Origin of the sequence: Candidatus Protofrankia californiensis, from assembly GCF_900634765.1 — a bacterium.
Taxonomy (GTDB): Bacteria; Actinomycetota; Actinomycetes; order Frankiales; family Frankiaceae; genus Protofrankia; species Protofrankia californiensis.
In genome coordinates this window covers 6,867-10,585 of record NZ_CAAAFT010000434.1, presented here as the reverse complement: position 1 = coordinate 10,585, position 3,719 = coordinate 6,867, and the positions used below count along the sequence as shown (strand labels likewise).

4 protein-coding genes and 1 tRNA gene are annotated in these 3,719 nt (G+C 67.2%); 3 read left to right on the top strand and 2 right to left on the bottom strand.

Going from position 1 to position 3,719, the window contains the following annotated elements:
* Positions 1–425: 425 nt before the first annotated feature.
* Entirely contained in the window at positions 426–803 is a 378-nt protein-coding gene (locus tag DD1DGNOD_RS30590) for an enoyl-CoA hydratase-related protein (RefSeq protein WP_131768443.1), read from the top strand.
* 377 nt (positions 804–1,180) lie between these two features.
* On the opposite strand, the gene DD1DGNOD_RS28350 is transcribed toward DD1DGNOD_RS30590, so the two are convergent.
* Together DD1DGNOD_RS28350 and DD1DGNOD_RS22450 are read right to left on the bottom strand one after the other, a co-directional pair.
* Positions 1,181–1,324: a hypothetical protein gene (locus DD1DGNOD_RS28350; protein WP_206443367.1), complete on the bottom strand. Its 144-nt coding sequence runs from the start codon at positions 1,322–1,324 to the stop codon at positions 1,181–1,183.
* 88 nt (positions 1,325–1,412) lie between these two features.
* Positions 1,413–1,484: transfer RNA gene (locus DD1DGNOD_RS22450), tRNA-Arg, on the bottom strand.
* Between the two features lie 73 nt (positions 1,485–1,557).
* Between DD1DGNOD_RS22450 and DD1DGNOD_RS22445 the strand changes: the two genes are divergently transcribed.
* Both DD1DGNOD_RS22445 and DD1DGNOD_RS22440 read left to right on the top strand, forming a co-directional pair.
* Complete coding sequence (locus DD1DGNOD_RS22445; RefSeq protein ID WP_131770987.1) at positions 1,558–1,950, top strand: response regulator transcription factor; 393 nt, start codon at positions 1,558–1,560, stop codon at positions 1,948–1,950.
* Between the two features lie 249 nt (positions 1,951–2,199).
* Positions 2,200–3,618, top strand: a complete 1,419-nt coding sequence (locus DD1DGNOD_RS22440; protein ID WP_131768441.1) for a DALR anticodon-binding domain-containing protein — start codon at positions 2,200–2,202, stop codon at positions 3,616–3,618.
* Positions 3,619–3,719: the final 101 nt, after the last annotated feature.

Genomic DNA, 3,719 nt, shown 5'->3' with positions numbered 1-3,719 from the left:
ATGCTGGAGCCCTGTCACGACCCGGACCCGGCGAAGTGGACGCTATGCGGCCTTGGAGAGGCGTACGGGCCGTCAGGACCCGGCTCCGTCACTGCGCCGCGGTCCCGCGGCCGGCAGCGCGTGGGCAACGCGGTTCGAGGTGTCGTTGGCCTACCGGTAGGTGGGCGCTGGTGAGCGCAGGGTTACCGTATGCCCTCTCCTGGCCGACGGTCGCATCCTCGCCGGGACGGCCGGCTCCACACCGGACGGTTCGGGACGTCACCGACGACCATGTGGTTGGGGGGCCGGTCGCCCGCAGCCCCTGCGGACTCTCCACGTCGAGAGGCGCCATGAGAACGCCCTTCGTGTCGTCCGCGCTGAGGTCGAGGCTGCCTTCGAGGGGCTGATCCCGGGGCTCAATTATAGTATGACCATAAACATGACGAATGATTCGGTTAATATTCTTGTCCAGGACGGTATCGCAACAGTGGAACTGTCCAGGCCCCACGCGCGCAACGCCTGGGACGACACGTTGGGCGACGGCCTGGCGGAGGCATTTTCCGACCTGGAAGGCCGCGGACGTCCATACCGTCGTGCTGACCGGCCAGGGCAGCGCCTTCTGTGCGGGCGCGGATCTGGTCGCCGGGTTCCCGACCCTGAGCACCGGACTCGATGATCTTCGAGGCGCGCTCCGTCGGCGCTTCCACCCGGCGTTCCTTGCCCTGCTCAACCTGCCCCAGCCGGTGATCGAGGCTGTGCACGGCCCGGCAATCGGCGCCGGGGCATGCCTGGCGCTCGCCGCCGACATCAGCGTGATGGCGTGAGCCCAAGTTCTCCGGCCGCTGACCCACGGATGTCAACGGACTGGCGAGCAACGCGACCGACCGGCCCGATGTGGACCCCGGGAATCCGGATTCAAACCTGTGCGGCTCAACCCGGGATCTTTGTCCGATCTGGGTGACGAAACGGCGACTGCGATACATAACATAAGTGGGGCCGAGGAGCTTTCGATCTGCGAGTCCGTTTGGTGCGGACGTGCCCGCGCTGACGGCCCGTCATTCGGGAGGGACCCGGCCGACAATGTATGAGAGATCGCCGTGATAGGTCGAACCCAGCTTGGTGACGGCGCCTTCGAAGGCGCCGTGTCCGTGCTTCACCCCGCTTAGCCGGTTCTCGGGTAGGAGCACGCGGTCGCCGACGTTCAGACGTGGGTGCTCGCGCCAACGGTACGAATACTTCCCGACCTCTCCACGACCTGGTCGCCGCCTATCTCGTAGGCGCGTGTCGTGTCGTCCAGACTGGTATCCAGTTCCTGGATGCGCTGTTCCAGCCGTTCGATCTTCATCTCCTGAATCGATTCGGCTGAGTTTTAGTGGCAATGGCTGCCGAACCATCCGAATAGTAACATTCGGTAGTCACGCATCTGCTTGGAGTGCCCCCGGCAGGATTCGAACCTGCGCACCTGCCTCCGGAGGGCAGTGCTCTATCCCCTGAGCTACGGGGGCTCTAGGGCAACGAGTCTTACCGTACCAGGCTCGTAGGGGTGGTCATCCGGCCAGGTCGCCGTAAGCTCCGGATGTGTACTGCGAAGCCCCGCGCGTCCTCGTCGTCGACGACGACGCGGTGATCCGTCAGCTTGTGGTGGTCAACCTCGAGCTGGAAGGCTTCGACGTGTACACCGCGATCGACGGGTTCGACTGCCTCGAGCGGGTGCGGGCTGTCGCGCCGCATGTGATCACGTTGGACGTCATGATGCCGCATCTGGACGGATGGGACGTGGTCGCCCGCCTGCGCGAGGACCCTGCTACGGCGGACATCGCGGTGATCCTTCTGTCCGCGCGTGCCCAAGCCGCCGACCTCAGACGCGGGGAGCGCCTCGGGGTGGACTACTACCTCACCAAACCCTTCGACCCAGACGAACTGATCGGGGTTGTGCGCCGGTTTGCCGCCGGTCGCGGCCAGCCGGTCTGAACCGGTCAGGCCCCTCTGGCCCGACGGATCTGTTTGGACGTGTCGGATCTGTTGAATCGGTCGGACCGGCATCGCTTGTCCGTTACCTGTCTGCTACACCTCTGGTGTGCGGGCTTGAGTCCTTTGCCGGGCGGGGAGCCGATTTCGATGCGGGCCGGTGGGAGTGTCGTCTTCGGGAAAGCCCTCGGCGGACGGCTACCGATAGCGACGCCGGTCGGTTCACGCGTCCTGCGCCGATAGCATCACGCCATGACCCCGGCCGATCTCGCTGAGACCCTCAGGGCCATCGTCTGCGATCTTGTCGCGGACGATGAGCTCGACGTGGTGGTTCCCGCGGTGGTGCCGGTCGAATGTTCCAAGGTCGTCGACCATGGTGACTACGCCACACCGCTTGCTCTTCAGCTTGCCCGCTCGGCGCGGCGGCCATCCCGGGAGGTCGCGGAGGCGGTCGCGGTCCGGCTCCGCCGGGACCCGGCGGTGGCCGGCGTCGACGTCGCCGGAGGCGGCTTCCTCAACATCCGGTTGGCGGGCGACGCCCTCGGCGAGATCGCCCGGACGGTCGCGCGGGCGGGCGACGACTACGTACGGAGATCGACTGTGGGTCCCCGGCGGCCCGGGACAAGCGATGGTCGCGCTGTTTTCGGCCGGAGTCGGGCAGGTGTGGGTGGGTGGATGAGCGTCGAGTGCGTGCGCGCGACCCCGACTGGTCCGGTGACTGTTGCCTCGGCGCGTCAGGCGGCCGTGGAGGACGCGCTGGCCCGGCTGCTCGGCGCCGACCGTGCCGCTGGAACCGGATGCGATGCCGCAATTACCAAAAGCACATGCGATGCCGAAACCGCCGGGGCCGCCGGAAGCACGCGCGACGCCGAAACCATGCAGGCCACGGGAAACGCATGCGATGCCGATGAAGCAGGCGTACAGGTCGACCGGTTCGAAGCTTTGGTCCTCGCGGCAGCCCGCGGCCTGCTCGCATCGGCCGGCGGTCACCGCGCCGATTATGCCGGCGGAATCCACGCCGGCGAAGCCTCTGCCGGCGGAATTGCCAGAACGGTGTTTCGGGTCGGTCCGGGGTTGCGGGACTTCTCCGCGGACAACGCACCTGCGGACCGGGCACTCGCGGACGACGCACCTGCGGTACGCGTGGGCAAGAAATTCGGTTCGATTTCCGATCTGGTGGACGCGGTCGGGATGGACGCCGTCCGTTATTCGCTCGTCCGCACCCCACCGGGCGCCGCCGGCACGCTCGACCTGGACGTCATTGCCAGGCGGACCAACGACAATCCGGTTTTCCGCGTCCAGTACACTCATGCGTGGATCTGCCTGCTGCTGCGTAACGCCAGGCAGCTGGGGCTGGGTGTGGACGTCGAGGGCGCGGACGTGTCACTGCTGACCCACCCGCGTGAGGGTGACCTGTTGCGGGCGCTGGGTGAGTTGCAGAGGGTCGTTGAAACCGCGGCCGAGCTGCGAGAGCCGTACCGGGTCGCGCGCTACCTCGAGGAGCTCGTCGGTACCTACCATCGTTTCCACGAGGCATGCAGGGTGCTGCCACAGGGGGACGAGGCAGCAGGGGCGCTCACCGGGGCGCGGCTGCTGCTGGCCGACGCGACCCGGATCGTGCTCGCCGGTGGCCTCCGGCTGCTGGGTGTGTCGGCTCCGACGAGGATGTGACTGTCGTGCGTGACCAGGTTCCTTCACCTGTCTGCCTTCCGGCACCCGCCGGCGGCTCTGCCGGCACGTCTCCCGCTGCCGCCGGCACGTCGCCTACGGAC

Bases quoted from the DNA above. Each gene is read 5' to 3' on its own strand.
- DD1DGNOD_RS30590 (WP_131768443.1), top strand. From the start codon at position 426: ATGATTCGGTTAATATTCTTGTCCAGGACGGTATCGCAACAGTGGAAC.
- DD1DGNOD_RS28350 (WP_206443367.1), bottom strand. From the start codon at position 1,324: ATGAAGATCGAACGGCTGGAACAGCGCATCCAGGAACTGGATACCAGT.
- DD1DGNOD_RS22440 (WP_131768441.1), top strand. From the start codon at position 2,200: ATGACCCCGGCCGATCTCGCTGAGACCCTCAGGGCCATCGTCTGCGAT.